The sequence below is a fragment of the Streptomyces sp. adm13(2018) genome, assembly GCF_008042145.1.
Lineage (GTDB): Bacteria > Actinomycetota > Actinomycetes > Streptomycetales > Streptomycetaceae > Streptomyces.
The window spans coordinates 326,246-343,370 of sequence record NZ_RDBH01000141.1; the positions used below are offsets into that span (position 1 = coordinate 326,246).

The window sequence follows — 17,125 nt, forward strand, 5'->3', positions numbered from 1 at the left end:
GCCTCGAACGCCGGCGGGGCTGGATTTTCAGCCCATCCGGCGCTTGAGGACACGCCCGGAGGGCGTACGGGGYCCGGGGGCCTGCCCCCGGTTTCGGGAAGGGGCGGGGTGGGGCAGAAGCCCCGCGCAGCGGTTCCAGCCGGGACCGGCCCCCGGCGGCCGGAGGGCCGTTCCGGCGAGAACCGGCCCCCGGCCCCCGGGGGCCGCCGCAGCGCCCCGAAGCCCGGTCGGCCCCCAGGGGCCGGCCGGTGCGAGGGGCGCGACGAGAACTCAGATCCGGTCGAGGACCCGGGTGAGCAGCTCGCCCATCCGTGCCGCCGAGTCGCGGCCCGCCTGGAGGACCTCCTCGTGGTTCAGCGGCTCGCCCGAGAGCCCCGCCGCCAGGTTGGTGACCAGGGAGATGCCGAGGACCTCGGCGCCCGCCTCGCGGGCGGCGATGGCCTCCAGGACGGTGGACATGCCGACGAGGTCGCCGCCGAGCACGCGGACCATGTTGATCTCGGCCGGGGTCTCGTAGTGCGGGCCGGGGAACTGCACGTAGACGCCCTCTTCGAGGGTCTCGTCGACCTCCTTGCACAGCGCGCGCAGCCGCGGCGAGTACAGGTCGGTGAGGTCCACGAAGTTCGCGCCGACGATCGGGGAGGCGGCCGTCAGGTTGAGGTGGTCGCTGATGAGGACCGGCTGGCCGGGGCGCATGCCCTCGCGCAGGCCGCCGCAGCCGTTGGTCAGGATGATCGTCTTGCAGCCGGCGGCGACCGCGGTGCGGACGCCGTGGGCGACGGAGGCGACGCCGCGGCCCTCGTAGAAGTGGGTGCGGCCGAGGAAGACGAGCGCGCGCTTGGCGCCGATCTTGTACGAGCGGACCTTGCCGCCGTGGCCCTCGACGGCGGGCGGCGGGAAGCCGGGCAGGTCGGTCACCGGGAACTCGGCCTCGGGGGCGCCGAGGGCGTCGACGGCGGGCGCCCAGCCCGAGCCCATGACCAGGGCGACGTCGTGGTCCTCGACTCCGGTCAGCTCGCGAAGACGTGCGGCAGCGGCCTCGGCGGCCTCGTACGGGGTGGCAGTTGCGTTCACTGACTCTCTCGCCTCGGGGAGGGGGGTCCGAGGCTGGCCCCGGACGGATTTGATACGCGCAGAAGCGTATCCGGAGATTGCCTACGCGCGTAGATGACGATGCCGACGGACATGCGATCGTTGTCTTGTCGTTTCCGACGAACGACGCAGCGGAAGAGTCACCTCCCTGCCTCGGCGGTTCCCACACCCCCGGCCGGCTCCGCGCCGGCGTCAGCAGGGACGCTTGCGCAACTCCATCACGTAGTCGTGCGGGGCGCCCGCCGACTCGGCCGCGTCGGCCACCTCGCCCAGGTAGCGGGCGGACGGCAGCCCGCCCTCGTAGGCGTTCAGGACGTAGACCCAGGCCGGCTCCTCGCCGTCCAGGGTGTGCGCCCGGACCCGCATGCGGCGGTAGATGTCGAGCCCGACGCCCTCCCAGCGGTCCATGGACTCCTCGTCCATCGGCGCGATGTCGTACAGCGCCACGAAGACCTGGGAGCGCGGGGCCTCGACGATGGTGGCCAGCGCGCCGTCCCAGCCCATCTGCTCGCCGCCGAAGGTGAGCCGCCAGCCGGTGAGCCAGCCGGTGCCGCGCAGCGGGGAATGCGGTGCGCGGCGGCTCATGAGCCGCGCGTCGAGGTTGCCGGCGAAAGCGGCGTAGAGCGACATGGGACCGAGGGTACGGGAGGGGGCGGGGTGTCCGAAGAACCCCGAGGTGACGGCCGCGGGGCAGGCCGGGGGAGTACGCGCACCCCTTCGGAGGCCCCGGCGTGAGACCGCGCCGGGCGTGCGGGAGAATGGGGTACGCACTTGAAGCGTGCGGGACAATGGCGTACGCACTGCATCCCAGCGGGGGGACCCCCCGGCAGAACGAGAGCGCGAGGCGTAGATCCCAGTGACCCGGATCGTGATCATCGGCGGCGGACCCGGCGGATACGAGGCGGCCCTGGTGGGCGCCCAACTCGGCGCGGAGGTGACCGTCGTCGACTGCGACGGCCTCGGCGGCGCGTCCGTCCTGACCGACTGCGTCCCCTCCAAGACCCTGATCGCCACCGCCGAGGTGATGACCACCTTCGACTCCTCGTACGAGGAGCTGGGCATCATCGTCGCGGACGACACCCCGCACCTGGAGCAGGCCGCCCGGGTCGTGGGCGTGGACCTCGGCAAGGTCAACCGACGGGTGAAGCGCCTGGCGCTCGCCCAGTCGCACGACATCACCGCCTCCGTCACCCGGGCCGGCGCCCGGGTGCTGCGCGGCCGCGGCCGGCTCTCCGGCCGGCAGGCGATGGACGGCTCCCGCCAGGTGGTCGTCACGGCCGCGGACGGCTCGGAGGAGACGCTGACCGCGGACGCCGTGCTGATCGCGACCGGCGGCCACCCGCGCGAAGTGCCGGACGCCAAGCCGGACGGCGAGCGCATCCTGAACTGGACGCAGGTGTACGACCTGAAGGAGCTCCCGGAGGAGCTCATCGTGGTCGGCTCCGGCGTGACCGGCGCCGAGTTCGCCGGCGCCTACCAGGCCCTCGGCTCCCGGGTCACCCTGGTCTCCTCGCGCGACCGGGTGCTGCCCGGCGAGGACCCGGATGCCGCCGCCGTCCTGGAGGACGTGTTCCGCCGCCGCGGCATGAACGTCATGGCCCGCTCCCGCGCCGAGTCCGCCAAGCGGGTCGGCGACCGGGTCGAGGTCACCCTGGCGGACGGCCGGGTCATCTCCGGCACGCACTGCCTGATGGCGGTCGGCGCGATCCCGAACTCGGCCGGAATGGGTCTGGAGGAGGCGGGGGTCCGGCTGAAGGACTCCGGTCACATCTGGACCGACAAGGTCTCCCGCACGAGCGCCCCCGGCGTGTACGCGGCGGGCGACGTGACGGGTGTCTTCGCGCTCGCCTCGGTGGCCGCGATGCAGGGCCGCATCGCGATGTACCACTTCCTCGGCGACGCGGTGACCCCGCTCGACCTGAAGACGGTCTCGTCGAACGTCTTCACCGACCCGGAGATCGCCACCGTCGGCTACACGCAGGCGGACGTGGACGCGGGCAAGATCGACGCCAAGGTCGTCAAGCTGCCGCTGCTGCGCAACCCGCGCGCGAAGATGCAGGGCATCCGGGACGGCTTCGTCAAGATCTTCTGCCGCCCCGGCACCGGCATCGTGGTCGGCGGCTGTGTCGTCGCCCCGAAGGCGAGCGAACTGATCCATCCGATCTCGATCGCGGTCGACAACAATCTGACCGTCGAACAGATCGCAAATGCTTTCACGGTGTACCCCTCCCTGTCGGGTTCGATCGCGGAAGTGGCACGGCAGTTGCACACCCGGAAGACCTCGGGCGAGGTCTGACCCGCCTCCGGGCGGTCGCCCGGTTCGCGGCTCCCGCCTGCGGGAACGGTTCTCCGACTCGGACAACCCCCGGCAAGGCGGGACATAGTCCAGGTGTGCCGCAGATCAACGGCGGGGCCTCTCATACCACTTGGAGGCCCCGTCTGTGTGCATCTTCTGCAATTCGGCGCATAGTGCTGAAAAGTATCGGCCGGTCACGTTACTGTCAGTTCCGTGTTCGCTGCAGAACGTCGCCAGTTGATCCTCGAAATGGTGCGAGCCAATGGGGCCGTGTCGCTCCGCGAGCTCGCCCGCGTCGTCCAGACCTCGGAGGTGACCGTACGGAGAGACGTACGGGCGCTCGAGGCAGAAGGACTCCTCGACCGCCGCCACGGCGGTGCGGTGTTGCCGGGCGGATTCACGCGAGAATCCGGCTTCCCGCAGAAATCCCATCTCGCGACCGCGGAGAAGACGGCCATCGCCGACGTCGCCGCGAGCCTCGTCGAAGAAGGCGAGGCCATCGTCGTCGGCGCCGGGACGACCACGCAGGAGCTGGCCCGCCGGCTCGCCCGCGTGCCCGGTCTGACCGTGGTCACCAACTCCCTGCTGGTCGCCCAGGCCCTCGCGCACGCCAACCGGGTCGAGGTCGTCATGACCGGCGGCACCCTGCGCGGCTCCAACTACGCACTGGTGGGCAGCGGTGCCGAGCAGTCCCTCCAGGGGCTCCGGGTCTCCCGCGCCTTCCTCTCCGGGAGCGGGCTCACCGCCGAGCGCGGCCTCTCCACGTCCAACATGCTCTCCGCGAGCGTGGACCGGGCGCTGGTCCAGGCGGCGGCCGAGGTCGTGGTCCTCGCCGACCACACCAAGCTCGGCTCCGACACCATGTTCCAGACGGTGCCCACGGACGTCATCACCCGCCTGGTGACCGACGAACCGCCCGCCCACGACGACCGGGCCGCCACCGAGCTCCAGGCCCTGGCCGACCAGGGCGTGCAGATCGCCGTCGCCGGCACGGGCGCCGCGGGCGGCCCCGCAGGCGGTGACCAGCTCCCCCCGGGGGCCCGGCCCCGCCGTGACCTGCCGCTCCCGGTGCAGCGCGGCCGGATGGCGCCGGGCCAGTACCGCGGGCCGGGCGGAGGGATGACCGCCGAGACGCTGGAGCGCACGGCGCGGGTCGCGGACATGCGCCGCCGCTGAGCAGCCCGGGGGCCCTCCCCCAGGGGTCCCGCGCGCCGTCGCCGTGCCTTCCCGCCGGCCCGGCGGTCTCGGCTCAGCCCTTGATGCCCCGAAGCGTCAGCGCGAGCAGGCGATCCGCCAACTCCTTGTCCTCCGGGCACTGTTCCGCCGCCAGTGCGATCGCGTTGGTCAGCTGCATCAGGTCGCCGATCGACACGTCGGCGCGCACCTGGCCCGCGTCCCTGGCGCGTCCGAGCAGCCGCTCGCCCGCCGCGCGCAGCGGCTCGCTGCACTGGGTGAGCGCCGAACTCCGGTCGTACGAGGCGGACATCAGCGCGTGCGCGAGCCCCCGGTACTCCCCGGCGTGGGCGACCAGCGCCCGCAGCCAGTCCACGAGCGCCCGGCACGGCTCCTCGGCCTCGGCGAGTTCCGCCGAGCGGTGCAGGAGTTCCGCCAAGGCCTCCTGGAAGACCGCGCTGAGCAGTTGTGCCCGGGTGGGGAAGTGGCGGTAGAGGGTCCCGATGCCCACGCCCGCGCGGCGCGCGATCTCTTCGAGGGGCGCGTCGGCGCCCTGTCCGGCGAAGGTGGCGCGGGCTTCGATGAGCAGCCGCTCGTGGTTGCGTCGTGCGTCGGCTCGCATGGCTGGTGGATCGCCTCCCCTCGACGAAGGGCCCGCAGGCGGCTGCCTGCGGGCCCTTCGTACCGTACTCGGTGACCGTCGGCCGGTCTCCGGTCCCGCGTCAGTCCTTGATGTCGCAGATCGCCGCGCCGGAGGTGATCGACGCGCCGACCTCGGCGGTCAGGCCCTTGACGGTGCCGGAGCGGTGCGCGTTGAGCGGCTGCTCCATCTTCATGGCCTCCAGGACGACGATCAGGTCGCCCTCCTTGACCTCCTGGCCCTCCTCGACCGCGATCTTCACGATCGTGCCCTGCATGGGGGAGGCGAGGGTGTCGCCGGAGGCGGCCGGGCCGGACTTCTTGGCGGCGCGGCGCTTCGGCTTCGCCCCGGCGGCGAGGCCCGTGCGGGCCAGCGTCATGCCGAGCGAGGAGGGCAGCGAGACCTCCAGGCGCTTGCCGCCGACCTCGACCACGATCGTCTCGCGGCCGGACTCGTCCTCGTCGGCGTCGGCGCCGGCCGGGGCGAACGGCTTGATCTCGTTGACGAACTCGGTCTCGATCCACCGGGTGTGGACCTGGAACGGGTCGGCGGTGAAGGCGGGGTCGACGACGACGGCCTGGTGGAACGGGATGGCCGTGGCCATGCCCTCCACCTTGAACTCGGCGAGGGCCCGCGCGGCGCGCTGGAGGGCCTGCTCGCGGGTGGCGCCGGTGACGATCAGCTTGGCGAGGAGCGAGTCCCAGGCCGGGCCGATGACGCTGCCGGACTCCACGCCCGCGTCCAGACGGACGCCGGGACCGCTCGGCGCGTCGAACAGGGTGACGGTGCCGGGGGCGGGCAGGAAGCCGCGGCCCGGGTCCTCGCCGTTGATGCGGAACTCGAAGGAGTGACCCCTTATGGCCGGGTCGTCGTAGCCCAGCTCCTCGCCGTCGGCGATCCGGAACATCTCGCGGACCAGGTCGATGCCGGAGACCTCCTCGGTCACCGGGTGCTCGACCTGAAGGCGCGTGTTGACCTCCAGGAAGGAGATCGTGCCGTCCGCGGCGACCAGGAACTCGACGGTGCCGGCGCCGACGTAGCCGGCCTCCTTGAGGATCGCCTTCGACGCCGCGTACAGCTCCGCGTTCTGCGCGTCCGTCAGGAACGGCGCGGGGGCCTCCTCGACGAGCTTCTGGTGGCGGCGCTGGAGCGAGCAGTCACGGGTGGAGACGACGACCACGTTCCCGTGGGTGTCGGCGAGGCACTGGGTCTCGACGTGGCGGGGCCGGTCGAGGTAGCGCTCGACGAAGCACTCCCCCCGGCCGAAGGCCGCGACGGCCTCGCGCACGGCGGAGTCGTACAGCTCCGGGACCTCTTCGAGGGTCCGCGCCACCTTCAGACCGCGACCGCCACCGCCGAAGGCGGCCTTGATCGCGATCGGCAGCCCGTGCTCCTTGGCGAAGGCGACGACCTCGTCGCTGCCGGAGACCGGGTCGGGGGTGCCGGCGACGAGCGGGGCACCGGCGCGCTGTGCGATGTGACGCGCCGCCACCTTGTCGCCCAGGTCGCGGATGGCGTGCGGCGGCGGACCGATCCAGGTGAGACCGGCGTCGAGGACGGCCTGCGCGAACTCCGCGTTCTCGGAGAGGAAGCCGTAGCCGGGGTGGATCGCGTCCGCGCCCGAGTCCTTGGCCGCCTGCAACACCTTGGCGATGTCCAGGTAACTGGTCGCCGGGGTGTCACCGCCCAGAGCGAACGCCTCGTCGGCCGCCCGGACATGCAGGGCATCCCGGTCCGGCTCGGCGTACACGGCCACGCTGCCGATACCCGCGTCCCGGCACGCCCGGGCCACACGGACAGCGATTTCGCCACGGTTGGCGATGAGCACCTTGCGCACGATGGCTCCCTCCTTGAAACAAGCTGAGTTTAGGGACTGCCGACACGGCCTTTCGACCCGTCCCCAGTGGTGAGCTTGCCCACACGGAGCGTGACCTCGGGCTGCTCGGGTCGTGTATTCCCTTGTCGCACCACGGTACGCAGGGTTCCTTTACGGCACAGTAGCTCCGAGGTGTGGCGCAGGTCTCTGTTCGCGCGGCCAGTCGCCATTCGGGTTTCTTTGTCGAGTCCCTACGAATGGCCCAGTGATTCTTTGCCCTGGCGTTCGCGGTCGCCGGTCGTGCGCACACTCTTGTCCAGGGGTTTACCGGCCAGTAGCCTTCGCGCAGTCGATCGTACTGTCGGTAACAGTCGTATCCAGGGGGTGGCCGAGGTGGCCCGCAGACCGATAGCTCTCGTGACGGCGGCGGTGCTGTTCCTGGAGGCGCCCGGGATCGTCGCGATCAACGCCGTGATGGCGCGTTTCGTGAAGATCCAGACGATGTCCCTCGACGGCATGCACCCCGACGCGATGTACGCGGGCACCTGGGCGCTCGGCATCGCCTCCGGGATCGCCCTCGCGCTCTGCGGCCTCGTCGCCCTCGTCGCCGGTCTCCGCGACCGCCGCCCCGGACGCGTCGGCCGGGGGCTGCTGATCGGGTGCGCGGTCGTGCACGGGGTCCTCGGCGCGGTCACCGTCGGGCTGATCGGCTGGGACGCGTTCGCCTTCATGATGCTCGTCCTGGGGCTGATCGTGCTCACCCTCGTGGTGTACGGCAAGGCGGACGAGAAGGGCGCAGGGCCCCGCGAGGGGGCCCCGGTTCCGGCCTAGGGGTGGCCCCGCCCGCGGTGTCCGGGCGACGGGCCGTCAGGTCCAGAGGTCGGTGATCCGCACGTCCAGCTTCCCGAGCAGGGTGCGCAGCAGCGGCAGGGAGAGGCCGATGACGTTGCCGGGGTCGCCGTCGATGCCGTCGACGAAGGGGGCCGAGCGGCCGTCCAGGGTGAACGCCCCGGCCACGTGCAGCGGTTCGCCGCTGGCCACGTACGCGGCGATCTCGGCGTCGGTGGGCTCGCCGAAGCGGACCACGGTGGAGGCCGTCGCCGACTCGTAGCGCTTGGCGGTCGTGTCGTACACGCAGTGGCCGGTCTGGAGGATGCCGGCCCGGCCGCGCATGGCCTTCCAGCGTGCGGTGGCCTCCTCGGCGTCGGCCGGCTTGCCGAGGGCCTGGTCGTCGAGTTCCAGGACCGAGTCGCAGCCGATGACCAGGGCGCCGAACGCCTCGGGGCGCGCGGCGACATGGGCGGCCTTCATCTCCGCGAGGGTGAGGGCGAGCTCGGCCGGGGTCGGGGCGTGCACCTTGTCCTCGTCGACGCCGCTCACGATCACCTCGGGCGCGAGCCCGGCCTGCCGGAGCAGGTTGAGCCGGGCGGGGGAGGCGGAGGCGAGGACGACACGGCGCGGATCAGCAGTCATGGGGGCAGCGTAGTCAGTCGGGGGCTCAGCGTGCGCTGACCGCGAACATCGCCACCACCATCGCCAGGGCCAGCAGCACGCCCGCGCGGCGGAGCATCGCCTGCATGTCGCGCATGAACTTCGGCGGCTGGTTCTTCGGGTCGGACCACAGCATGCCTCCGATCCTGAGGGCGGGGCGGGCGTGCTGCTGGCCCTGGCGATGGTGGTGGCGGGCGGGGCGCCTGAGTACGGATACTCAGGCGCCCCGGTGCGGGAGGACTATTCGCGGACGAACGGAGGGCCGCCGGGTGACGGCGTCCTGGTGAACACGCCGTCCCGGGCCGCCGCGAGCGCCGCGGTGACGGCCCGCTCCGCGACCTCGGCCGTGATCTCCTCGCGGGTGACCGCGAAGCGGTAGTAGAGCGGTGCGGAGACGGCGCGGAGGAGTTCGGTCGGGTCGGCGTCCGCCGGGACCTCGCCGCGGGCCGCGCCCTTGGCGACGACGGGCGCCCACTCGCCGAGCCGGGTCCGGTAGAAGTCCGCGAGCGCGTGCGCGCAGTCCTCGTCGCAGGCGGCCGCGGCGATGACCGCGTGGAAGACGGCGCCCATCCGCGGGTCGGTGAGGGTGGCGCGGACGAGTTCGGCGTTGGCCCGCAGGTCGCCCGCGAGGCTGCCGGTGTCGGAGGCGGGCAGGGACTGTTCGGCCATGTCGTGCAGCAGGTCGGTGACCAGGCCGACGGGGGAGCCCCAGCGGCGGTAGACGGTGGTCTTGCCGACGCCCGCGCCGGCGGCGACGCGGTCCATGTTCAGGGCGTGGAAGCCGGTGTCGGCGAGGGCGTCCCGGGTGGCGTCGAGGACGGCCCTGCGGACCTTCGCGGTGCGGCCGCCGGGACGCAGGGTGCCGGGCGAGGCCGGCTGGCTCTCAGTCAAATGGGTCTCCTGTTCCATTAACGCCATCGACTCTGCTACGGTACGGGACATCTTAACGGAACCAGTCTCCCATTAAGGGGTCGATACGCATGGTTGCCCTGGATCACCCCCAGCCGGTCGAAGAGGTCGCACAGACCCGGGAGGAGCCCACCGCCGGGCCCACCGACGCGCGGATGACCGGCCGGATGCGGCTCGTCCTCGTCGTCCTCCTCCTCGCCCAGTTCATGCTCGCCGTCGACTTCTCGATCCTGAACGTCGCCCTGCCCGCCATCGGGCAGGGACTCGGCTTCAGCCTCGGCGGCCTCCAGTGGATCGCCACCGCCTTCGCCCTCGCGGCGGCCGGCTTCACCCTGCTCTTCGGGCGCGTCGCCGACATCGTCGGACGCCGCCGGCTCTTCCTCGGCGGCATGGCGCTCCTCGGCGTCTCCTCGCTCGTCGGCGGCCTCGCCACCGGCCCCGAGATGCTGATGGCCGCCCGCGTCGCCCAGGGCCTCGCCACCGCCGCCGTCACCCCCGCCGGACTCTCCCTGCTCACCGCCTCCTTCCCCGAGGGCCCGCWGCGGGCCCGCGCGCTCGGACTGAACGGCGCCCTCATGTCCGCCGGCTTCACCACCGGCGCGATCCTCGGCGGCGTCCTCACCGACCTGCTCTCCTGGCGCTGGGCCTTCCTCGTCAACGTCCCGGTGGCCCTCGCCGTCCTCCTCGTCGCCCCCGCCGTCCTCGCCGAGAGCCGCCCGGCCGTCCGCCCCCGCCTCGACGTGCCCGGCGCCGTCACCGTCACCGGCGGCCTGCTCGCCCTCGTCTACGGCCTGACCGTCAGCGGCGAGCACGGCTGGACCGACCCCGCCGCSCTCATCGCCCTCACCGTCGGCGCCGCGCTCCTGATCGCCTTCGTCCTCGTCGAGCGCCGGGCCGCCGCCCCCCTCGTCCCGCTCCACATCCTCAAGCGCCGCAGCGTCGTCTGGGGCAACCTCGCCGGGCTCGTCGCCTTCGTCACCGAGACCTCGCTGGTCTTCCTGATGACGCTCTACCTCCAGGACGTCCTCGACTTCTCCCCCCTCGCCGCCGGCCTCTCCTTCGGCGTCCTCGGCGCCGGCACCGTCCTCGGCGGCGTCTTCGCCTCCCGGTTCATCGGCCGCTTCGGCGCCCGCACGGCCCTCGTCGCCGGCGGACTCCTCCAGGCCGTCGCCACCCTCTCCCTCTACGGACTCGGCGAGAGCCAGGGCAGCCTCGGGCTGCTGCTCGCCGCGACCTTCGTGGGCGGCGTCGGCAACATGCTCGCGATCGTCGGCTTCATGGTCACCGCCACCTCCGGCATCCCGGACCACGAGCAGGGCACCGCGACCGGGCTCGCCACCATGACCCAGCAGATCGGCATCACGATGGGCACCCCGATCATGAGCGCCGTCGTGGTCACCTCGCCCGTGCTCCTCGACGGCATCGGCCTCGCCGTCCTCGTGAACGCGGGCATCGTCGCCGCCGGAGCCGTCCTGGCCGGCCTCTTCCTGCGCCGTACGTGACGGGTGGGGCACGCGAGAAGGGCCGGACCCCCACGGGGGAGTCCGGCCCTTCTCGCCGTCCAGGTCCGGCTACACCGGCCAGTACGACCGTGCCCAGGCCCGCGGGCCCGGCCGGTGGCGCACCGAGCGCGCGATCCGCGACGGGTCCGACCAGCCCTCGGGCACCGCCGGGCCGCCGCTCCCGGCGGACGCAGCCGCCGTCGCCGCGGCCCGCGCCTGAACCACCGCCAGTGCGGCGGCCAGCTCCTCCGGTGTCGGGTTTCCTCGTACGACCTTGATCATGTCGACTCCTTGCAGGGTCACGTCCGGGGAGACCTACAGCGGGATGTTGCCGTGCTTCTTCGGAGGCAGTGATTCCCGCTTCGTCCGCAGCTGACGCAGCCCTTTCACGATCTGCGGGCGCGTGTCCGACGGCATGACCACCCCGTCGATGTACCCGCGCTCGGCCGCCGTGTACGGGTTGAGCAGGGCGTCCTCGTACTCCTGGATCAGCCGCGCCCGCGTCGCCTCGGTCTCCTCGGCGTCCCCCGCCTCCGCGATCGTCCGCCGGTGCAGGATGTTCACCGCCCCCTGCGCGCCCATGACCGCGATCTGCGCCGTCGGCCACGCCAGGTTCAGGTCCGCCCCCAGGTGCTTGGAGCCCATCACGTCGTACGCGCCGCCGAACGCCTTCCGCGTGATCACCGTGATCAGCGGCACCGTGGCCTCCGCGTACGCGTAGATCAGCTTCGCGCCGCGACGGATGATGCCGCCGTACTCCTGGTCCACGCCCGGCAGGAAGCCCGGAACGTCCACGAACGTCAGCACCGGGATGTTGAAGGCGTCACAGGTGCGCACGAACCGCGCGGCCTTCTCGGACGCGTCGATGTCCAGGCAGCCCGCGAACTGCATCGGCTGGTTGGCGACCACCCCGACCGGGAAGCCCTCCACCCGGCCGAAACCGGTCAGGATGTTCGGCGCGAACAGCGCCTGCGTCTCCAGGAACTCGCCGTCGTCCAGTACGTGCTCGATGACCCGGTGCATGTCGTACGGCTGGTTCGCCGAGTCCGGGATCAGCACGTCCAGCTCGCGGTCCTCGTCCGACACCTCGGTGTCCGCGGCCTCCGGGAAGGCCGGCGCCTCGGAGAGGTTGTTCGACGGCAGGTAGGACAGCAGGGACTTCACGTACTCGATGGCGTCCTTCTCGTCCCCCGCCATGTGGTGCGCCACGCCCGACGTCGCGTTGTGCGTCCGCGCGCCGCCCAGCTCCTCGAAGCCCACGTCCTCACCGGTCACCGTCTTGATGACGTCCGGCCCCGTGATGAACATGTGCGAGGTCTGGTCCACCATCACCGTGAAGTCGGTGATCGCCGGCGAGTAGACCGCGCCGCCCGCGCACGGGCCCACGACCAGCGAGATCTGCGGGATCACCCCGGAGGCGTGGGTGTTGCGGCGGAAGATCTCGCCGTACATGCCGAGCGCGCTCACGCCCTCCTGGATGCGGGCGCCGCCGGAGTCGTTGATGCCGACGACCGGGCAGCCCGTCTTCAGCGCGAAGTCCATCACCTTGATGATCTTCTGGCCGTACGTCTCGCCGAGCGCGCCGCCGAAGACCGTGAAGTCCTGCGAGAAGACGGCCACCGGCCGCCCGTCGACCGTGCCGTAGCCGGTGACGACGCCGTCTCCGTACGGACGGTTCTTCTCCAGGCCGAAGTTGGTCGACCGGTGCCGGGCCAGCTCGTCCAGCTCGACGAAGGACCCCTCGTCGAGGAGGAGCGCGATCCGTTCGCGCGCGGTCAGCTTCCCCTTCGCGTGCTGCTTCTCCACCGCACGCTCCGAGCCGGCGTGAGTGGCCTCGTCGATACGGCGCTTGAGGTCCGCGATCTTGCCCGCGGTCGTGTGAATGTCGATCTCGTACTGCTCTGCCGGCTCGGACATCGGGATGCGGCTCCCTGCCTGGTCACGGGGGGTTCGTTGACTACGAATGGGCTACTGCTGCCCTACTGAGCCGTAGCGTATCCACGCCGATACGGTTCGGCACTGCGGTCTTTGCCACACCTACTCTGGCTTGCATGACGTCCTCCCAAGGCTCCGGCGGACCCTGGTCCGACCTCGACCGGCCCCCGCTGAACGCCCCCGCACTGCGCCGCGCCCTCGTCCTCCCCGACGGCCTGTGGACCTCCCTCGACGTGGTCACCGGCACCGGATCCACCAACAGCGACCTCGCCGCCCGTGCCGACGAGCTGCCCGAGGGAGCCGTCCTCGTCGCCGAGGAGCAGACCTCCGGACGCGGCCGCCTGGACCGCACCTGGACCGCGCCCGCCCGCTCCGGACTCTTCCTCTCCGTCCTGCTCAAGCCGCGGGTCCCGGTCCACCGCTGGGGCTGGCTCCCGCTGCTCACCGGCGTCGCCGCGGCGACCGGCCTCGCGAAGGCCGCCGGAGTCGACATGTCCCTCAAATGGCCCAACGACCTGCTGGTCTCCGTGGCGGGCGAGGAGCGCAAGGCCGGCGGCATCCTCGCCGAGCGCGCTGGCGCGGACGCCGTCGTCGTCGGCCTCGGCATCAACGTCACCCTCCGCGAGGACGAACTGCCCGTCCCCGCCGCCGGCTCCCTCCTCCTCGCCGGAGCCGTCTCCACCGACCGCGACACCCTCCTGCGGGCCGTCCTGCGCTCCCTCGGCGAGTGGTACGGCGACTGGACCCGGGCCGACGGGGACCCCGCCGCCTCCGGCCTCCAGGCCACCTACGCGGCCGGCTGCGCCACCCTCGGCCGACGCGTCAGGGCCGACCTCCCGGGCGAGCGGATGCTGGAGGGCGAGGCGGTCGCCCTGGACGGCGACGGCCGCCTGGTCGTCGCCACGGAGGGCGGCGGCACGGAGGCGGTCGGCGCGGGCGACATCGTCCACCTGCGGGCGACCGGCTGACGTGACGGACGGGGCCGGGCGCCCGGGCCCGGGCTCTGAGGCGAACGGCTGCGAGGGCCCGGCCCGCACCCCGGGGCGTACGGTCGTGGGGTGCGGGGCCGGGCGACACGCGCGGCGCACCCCCGGGGCGTACGCCCCCGGAGAGCCCGCGTACCGCGCCTCCCCGCACGATCCGTGACCGCGAAACAGGGGCGAAAGCCGTAAGCGCGTGAGCCAAGCCACACCTGCCGTATCGTGGACCGCGATCCAGGGCTACAGATCGGCAGGGCAAGTGGGCAGGGAACGGGCAGGAGGCGGCCGGTGACCGTCGACGACGAGAACGAGGGCCGAGCGCCCGAGCCCCCCGCGTACCCCACCCCCCATCACGAGGTCGACCACACGGCCGAGCCGAGCGACGATCCGCTCGCCATCCGCCTCGAACAGCTCATCCTCGGCGCGGACCGCCGCTACACCCCCTTCCAGGCCGCCCGCACCGCCGGCGTCTCCATGGAGCTCGCCTCCCGCTTCTGGCGCGCCATGGGCTTCGCCGACATCGGCCAGGCCAAGGCGCTCACCGAGGCCGACGTCCTCGCCCTGCGCCGCCTCGCCGGTCTCGTCGAGGCCGGGCTGCTCAGCGAGCCGATGGCCGTGCAGGTCGCCCGGTCCACCGGGCAGACCACCGCCCGGCTCGCCGAATGGCAGATCGACTCCTTCCTGGAGGGCCTCACCGAGCCGCCCGAGCCCGGCATGACCCGCACCGAGGTCACGTACCCCCTGGTCGAGCTGCTCCTGCCCGAGCTGGAGGAGTTCCTCATCTACGTGTGGCGGCGCCAGCTCGCCGCCGCGACCGGGCGGGTCCTCGTGCAGGCCGCCGACGACGAGGAGATGGTCGACCGGCGGCTCGCCGTCGGCTTCGCCGACCTCGTCGGCTTCACCCGGCTGACCCGCCGCCTGGAGGAGGAGGAGCTCGGCGAACTCGTCGAGGCCTTCGAGACCACCTGCGCCGACCTGGTCGCCGCACACGGCGGCCGGCTCATCAAGACCCTCGGCGACGAGGTGCTGTACGCGGCCGACGACGCCGGCACCGCCGCCGAGATCGCCCTGCGCCTCATCGAGACGCTCAGCCACGACGAGACGATGCCCGCCCTCCGCGTCGGCATCGCCTTCGGCACCGTGACGACCCGGATGGGCGATGTCTTCGGCACCACCGTGAACCTGGCGAGCCGCCTCACCTCGATAGCGCCGAAGGACGCCGTCCTCGTCGACGGCGCGCTCGCCGAGGAGCTGTCCAGGACCGGGGAGGCGCCCGTCTCGGAGACGGAGGCCGCCGAGGAGGCCGCCCTCGCCGAGAAGGAGGGCCGCCGGGCCGCCACGTACCGCTTCGCGCTCCAGCCGATGTGGCAGCGGCCCGTCCGCGGCCTGGGCGTCGTCGAACCCTGGCTCCTGACCCGCCGCCCCACCTAGGATCTCCGGTGAACGTCTGTTAACAGCCGTTAACAGGCCTTGACCGGGAGGGTGTGCGGCATGTCCGAGCAGCGCTTTGGTGAGTTCGTGGTGGTCAGGAAGGGCGGGGACGGACACGTCGCCGAGCTGGTCCTCGACCGGCCCAAGGCGATGAACGCCGTCTCCTCGGAGATGGCCCGCTCCCTCGGCGCCGCATGCGCGGCGCTCGCCGCCGACGCCTCCGTCCGCGTCACCGTGCTGACCTCGTCGAACGACCGGGCCTTCTGCGTCGGCGCCGACCTCAAGGAGCGCAACTCCTTCACCGACGCCGAACTGGTCCGCCAGCGGCCGACCGCCCGCGCCGCCTACACCGGCGTCCTGGAACTGCCCATGCCGACCGTCGCCGCCGTGCACGGCTTCGCCCTCGGCGGCGGCTTCGAACTGGCGCTCGCCTGCGACGTGATCGTGGCCGACGCGACCGCCGTGGTCGGCCTCCCCGAGGTCTCCGTGGGCGTCATCCCGGGCGGCGGCGGTACGCAGCTGCTCCCGCGCCGGGTGGGTGCGGCGCGCGCCGCCGAGCTGGTCTTCACGGCCCGCCGGGTGGAGGCCGCGGAGGCCCGTGAGCTGGGCCTGGTCGACCTCCTGGAGGAGGACGCGCGGACGGCGGCCCTGGAGCTGGCCGGCCGGATCGCGGCGAACTCGCCGGTCGGGCTGCGGGCCGCGAAGAAGGCCATGCGGCTGGGCCAGGGCCTGGACCTGCGGGCGGGTCTGGAGGTCGAGGACGCGGCGTGGCGTTCGGTGGCGTTCTCCGGGGACCGCGCGGAGGGTGTCGCGGCCTTCAACGAGAAGCGGAAGCCGAACTGGCCCGGGGAGTGATTCCCGCGGTTCCGTACCGTTTGTCACGCACGGTGACGCCCCGAGGGGAAAACGCCCCGAACCTCCCTAAGCTGGAGGGATGGGTGAGGACGGACGGCTGCGGGCCGTAGTGGCGCTGGCGCAGGGGATGGCGGCGGCGCACACTCCACGCGAGTTCTGGCGGGCGGCGGCGCTCGGGTCCTGCGAGGGGCTCGACGGAGCCTTCGCCGCCCTCTCCGTCTGGCAGCGGGACCACGGTCGGCTCAAGGTCCTGGTGAACGCCGGGGAGCGGGCCCCGGGCGAGGAGGAGTTCCCGGACTCGGAGACGTATCCGGTGCACCAGTTCCCCGAGATCACCGAGTTCCTGCACGAGCAGTGGGCGGGCGGCGGGTCTCCGTCCGCGTGGGTGGAGACCGCCGACGACCCGGTCCGGACCGGGCGGGTGGCGGGGCTGCGCCGGCGCGGGCGGGGAAGCTGCGTCGTGGCCCCGATCGTGCTGCACGGGCGCGCGTGGGGAGAGCTGTACGTGGCCCGGTCACCGCAGGAGAAACCTTTCACCCGGGCGGACGCCGACTTCGCCACGGTGCTGGCGGCGGTGGTGGCGGCGGGCATCGCCCAGGCGGAGCGCCTGGAGGAGGTACGGAAGCTGGCCTTCACCGACCCGCTGACGGGACTGGCCAACCGCCGGGCCGTCGACACCCGCCTGGACGAGGCGATCGAGCGCTACCGGGCGGACGGGTCCGTCGTCAGCCTGATGGTCTGCGACCTGAACGGCCTCAAGCGGGTCAACGACACGCACGGGCACGCGGTCGGCGACCGCCTCCTCGAACGCTTCGGCTCCGTCCTCTCCCGCTGCGGGGCGATGCTCCCCGGCGCGCTGGCCGCCCGCCTCGGCGGCGACGAGTTCTGCCTCCTCACGGTCGGCCCGACGGCGGACGAGGTGGTGGCGGTCGCCGAGGAGCTCTGCGTACGGGCGGCGGAGCTGGAACTGGGGGAGGGCGTGGCCTGCGGGGTGGCGTCCTCGGG

At 72.7% G+C, this 17,125-nt stretch carries 17 protein-coding genes; 8 read left to right on the plus strand and 9 right to left on the minus strand.

Going from position 1 to position 17,125, the window contains the following annotated elements; translation table 11 throughout:
• Positions 1 to 270: 270 nt before the first annotated feature.
• Together EAO70_RS29550 and EAO70_RS29555 are read right to left on the minus strand one after the other, a co-directional pair.
• Positions 271 to 1,074, minus strand: a complete 804-nt coding sequence (locus EAO70_RS29550) for a purine-nucleoside phosphorylase (RefSeq protein ID WP_148005907.1) — start codon at positions 1,072 to 1,074, stop codon at positions 271 to 273.
• Positions 1,075 to 1,284: 210 nt separating this feature from the next.
• Positions 1,285 to 1,722, minus strand: a complete 438-nt coding sequence (locus EAO70_RS29555; protein ID WP_148005908.1) for a gamma-glutamylcyclotransferase — start codon at positions 1,720 to 1,722, stop codon at positions 1,285 to 1,287.
• Positions 1,723 to 1,948: 226 nt separating this feature from the next.
• On the opposite strand from EAO70_RS29555, the gene EAO70_RS29560 reads away from it, so the two are divergent.
• On the plus strand, positions 1,949 to 3,388 hold the full coding sequence (locus tag EAO70_RS29560; protein ID WP_148005909.1) for an NAD(P)H-quinone dehydrogenase: 1,440 nt from the start codon (positions 1,949 to 1,951) through the stop codon (positions 3,386 to 3,388).
• 249 nt (positions 3,389 to 3,637) lie between these two features.
• Positions 3,638 to 4,564, plus strand: coding sequence for a DeoR/GlpR family DNA-binding transcription regulator (locus tag EAO70_RS29565; protein WP_402115061.1), 927 nt, complete (start codon positions 3,638 to 3,640; stop codon positions 4,562 to 4,564).
• 73 nt (positions 4,565 to 4,637) lie between these two features.
• On the opposite strand, the gene EAO70_RS29570 is transcribed toward EAO70_RS29565, so the two are convergent.
• Both EAO70_RS29570 and EAO70_RS29575 read right to left on the minus strand, forming a co-directional pair.
• Positions 4,638 to 5,183 carry a TetR/AcrR family transcriptional regulator gene (locus EAO70_RS29570; RefSeq protein ID WP_148005911.1) on the minus strand — a complete coding sequence of 182 codons (546 nt, stop codon included), beginning with the start codon at positions 5,181 to 5,183 and terminating at the stop codon, positions 4,638 to 4,640.
• A 100-nt stretch (positions 5,184 to 5,283) separates the two neighbouring features.
• The gene (locus tag EAO70_RS29575; RefSeq protein ID WP_148005912.1) at positions 5,284 to 7,038 is read right to left on the minus strand and encodes an acetyl/propionyl/methylcrotonyl-CoA carboxylase subunit alpha; all 1,755 of its coding nucleotides are present in this window, start codon (positions 7,036 to 7,038) and stop codon (positions 5,284 to 5,286) included.
• A gap of 372 nt (positions 7,039 to 7,410) precedes the next feature.
• Here EAO70_RS29575 and EAO70_RS29580 point away from each other — a divergent pair, with 372 nt between their 5' ends.
• Complete coding sequence (locus EAO70_RS29580; RefSeq protein WP_148005913.1) at positions 7,411 to 7,848, plus strand: hypothetical protein; 438 nt, start codon at positions 7,411 to 7,413, stop codon at positions 7,846 to 7,848.
• 36 nt (positions 7,849 to 7,884) lie between these two features.
• Here EAO70_RS29580 and EAO70_RS29585 read toward each other — a convergent pair whose 3' ends face one another.
• The 3 genes from EAO70_RS29585 to EAO70_RS29590 all read right to left on the minus strand — a co-directional run bounded on the left by EAO70_RS29585 (position 7,885) and on the right by EAO70_RS29590 (position 9,450).
• Entirely contained in the window at positions 7,885 to 8,490 is a 606-nt protein-coding gene (locus EAO70_RS29585; RefSeq protein ID WP_148005914.1) for a Maf family protein, read from the minus strand.
• Positions 8,491 to 8,515: 25 nt separating this feature from the next.
• On the minus strand, positions 8,516 to 8,644 hold the full coding sequence (gene mmpB / locus EAO70_RS39650; RefSeq protein ID WP_261993113.1) for a morphogenic membrane protein MmpB: 129 nt from the start codon (positions 8,642 to 8,644) through the stop codon (positions 8,516 to 8,518).
• A gap of 104 nt (positions 8,645 to 8,748) precedes the next feature.
• Entirely contained in the window at positions 8,749 to 9,450 is a 702-nt protein-coding gene (locus EAO70_RS29590) for a TetR/AcrR family transcriptional regulator (protein WP_148005915.1), read from the minus strand.
• Positions 9,451 to 9,488: 38 nt separating this feature from the next.
• Between EAO70_RS29590 and EAO70_RS29595 the strand changes: the two genes are divergently transcribed.
• Positions 9,489 to 10,919: an MFS transporter gene (locus tag EAO70_RS29595; RefSeq protein ID WP_148005916.1), complete on the plus strand. Its 1,431-nt coding sequence runs from the start codon at positions 9,489 to 9,491 to the stop codon at positions 10,917 to 10,919.
• Between the two features lie 69 nt (positions 10,920 to 10,988).
• On the opposite strand, the gene EAO70_RS29600 is transcribed toward EAO70_RS29595, so the two are convergent.
• Together EAO70_RS29600 and EAO70_RS29605 are read right to left on the minus strand one after the other, a co-directional pair.
• Positions 10,989 to 11,201 carry an acyl-CoA carboxylase epsilon subunit gene (locus EAO70_RS29600; RefSeq protein ID WP_055603833.1) on the minus strand — a complete coding sequence of 71 codons (213 nt, stop codon included), beginning with the start codon at positions 11,199 to 11,201 and terminating at the stop codon, positions 10,989 to 10,991.
• 33 nt (positions 11,202 to 11,234) lie between these two features.
• Complete coding sequence (locus tag EAO70_RS29605; RefSeq protein ID WP_148005917.1) at positions 11,235 to 12,836, minus strand: acyl-CoA carboxylase subunit beta; 1,602 nt, start codon at positions 12,834 to 12,836, stop codon at positions 11,235 to 11,237.
• A 134-nt stretch (positions 12,837 to 12,970) separates the two neighbouring features.
• Between EAO70_RS29605 and EAO70_RS29610 the strand changes: the two genes are divergently transcribed.
• The 4 genes from EAO70_RS29610 to EAO70_RS38205 form a co-directional block, all read left to right on the plus strand.
• Positions 12,971 to 13,822 (plus strand): biotin--[acetyl-CoA-carboxylase] ligase, encoded by an 852-nt coding sequence (locus EAO70_RS29610; RefSeq protein WP_148005918.1) that lies wholly within the window; start codon positions 12,971 to 12,973, stop codon positions 13,820 to 13,822.
• A 300-nt stretch (positions 13,823 to 14,122) separates the two neighbouring features.
• Positions 14,123 to 15,265: an adenylate/guanylate cyclase domain-containing protein gene (locus EAO70_RS29615; RefSeq protein WP_148005919.1), complete on the plus strand. Its 1,143-nt coding sequence runs from the start codon at positions 14,123 to 14,125 to the stop codon at positions 15,263 to 15,265.
• A gap of 60 nt (positions 15,266 to 15,325) precedes the next feature.
• Positions 15,326 to 16,120 (plus strand): enoyl-CoA hydratase/isomerase family protein, encoded by a 795-nt coding sequence (locus EAO70_RS29620; protein WP_148005920.1) that lies wholly within the window; start codon positions 15,326 to 15,328, stop codon positions 16,118 to 16,120.
• A gap of 79 nt (positions 16,121 to 16,199) precedes the next feature.
• Positions 16,200 to 17,125 (plus strand): sensor domain-containing diguanylate cyclase (locus EAO70_RS38205; protein WP_187284091.1); only part of this gene is annotated, 926 nt, incomplete at its 3' end.